1 protein-coding gene is annotated in these 1,332 nt (G+C 47.8%); it reads right to left on the bottom strand.

Annotation, left to right across the window (positions count from 1 at the left end; genetic code table 11):
- Positions 1–36 precede the first annotated feature (36 nt).
- Positions 37–1,266 carry an IS256 family transposase gene (locus ACO0K1_RS20160; protein ID WP_423028986.1) on the bottom strand — a complete coding sequence of 410 codons (1,230 nt, stop codon included), beginning with the start codon at positions 1,264–1,266 and terminating at the stop codon, positions 37–39.
- Between the last annotated feature and the right edge of the window lie 66 nt (positions 1,267–1,332).

Genomic DNA, 1,332 nt, shown 5'->3' with positions numbered 1-1,332 from the left:
GGGGGTGTCCTGAATTTTGTGTAAACGGGGGTTCAGTTAAACATTCGGCATACGGTCGCCGAACTGGATTGTAAATCGATTCAGCGCTGCTTTCCAATCTCTAATTGGCATTGTCCATTTTTTGCTGATGTTGTTCAGTGCCAGGTAGAATAATTTAAGGACAGATTCATCAGTAGGAAACGACCCTCTGTTCTTGGTGATTTTCCGCAGACTCATATTGACGGACTCGATGGCATTTGTTGTGTAAATCACTTTCCTGATGTCCGGCGGATAGTCAAAGAACGTAGTCAGTCGAGGCCAGTTCTTGCGCCACGACTCACCGATGGGCGCAAAGCGTTCGCCCCATTTTTGTTCAAACTGACACAATTCCATTTCAGCCTGTTCGATGGTGGTGGCAGAATAGATTAGGCGTAAATCATCAGCCACCTGTTTGCGCTCTTTCCAGCCAACGAAATTCAGGCTGTGACGGACCATATGGACGATACAGAGCTGGACAGAGGTCTTAGGGAACACCGTTTCGATTGCTTCTGGAAAGCCCTTTAAACCGTCTACACAGGCGATATAAATATCGGCCACGCCCCGGTTCTTGATTTCGGTAATGACCTGCAACCAGAATTTTGCACCTTCCGTTTGCGCCATCCACATGCCAAGTACTTCTTTAATGCCATCCATGTTGATGCCAATAGCGAGATATAAAGCCTTCACACGGACGGCGCCGCTGTCACGAACCTTAACGTGAATGCAATCCATGTAGACAATGGGGTAGATGGCATCCAGCGGCCGGGACTGCCATGCCTTGACCTCATCCATGACGGCATCGGTCACCGATGAAATTAAGGTTGGTGACACTTCAGCGCCGTACATTTCCTGAAGATGCTGTTGAATTTCACGGACCGTTAAGCCACGGGCATACAGGGACAGAATCTTGTCGTCAAAGCCAGTCCAGCGGGTCTGGTGCTTGGTAATGATCTGTGGTTCAAACGTGCCTTCACGGTCACGGGGGATGGAAATCGGTAAAGCGCCAAAGTCACCTTTGAGCGTTTTTTTACTTTTACCATTTCGGGTATTGCCGGTATCATTTGCCACCAGCTGGTTTTTACCATGACCCAAATGCTCGGTCATTTCAGCTTGTAGCGCACGTTCTACCAGGGCTTTGGTCAGCTGCTTTAATAAACCGTTCTCACCAATGAGGTCTTCTGGTTTTTTATAGTCACCCAGTAGAGCGTCTATCAGTTCGTTGGATAAAGGCTTTTGATTCTCGGTCATCATTGCTCCTAGCAAAGTAGCAGTTTCCTGCAAAATGACCGTTTACACAAAATTTCTTACACCCTC

This window comes from Undibacterium sp. SXout20W (assembly GCF_049340285.1).
GTDB lineage: Bacteria > Pseudomonadota > Gammaproteobacteria > Burkholderiales > Burkholderiaceae_D > Undibacterium.
The sequence above is the reverse complement of the archived record's forward strand: the minus strand, read 5'-3'. Positions and strand labels throughout refer to the sequence as shown.

Bases quoted from the DNA above. Each gene is read 5' to 3' on its own strand.
- ACO0K1_RS20160 (WP_423028986.1), bottom strand. From the start codon at position 1,266: ATGACCGAGAATCAAAAGCCTTTATCCAACGAACTGATAGACGCTCTA.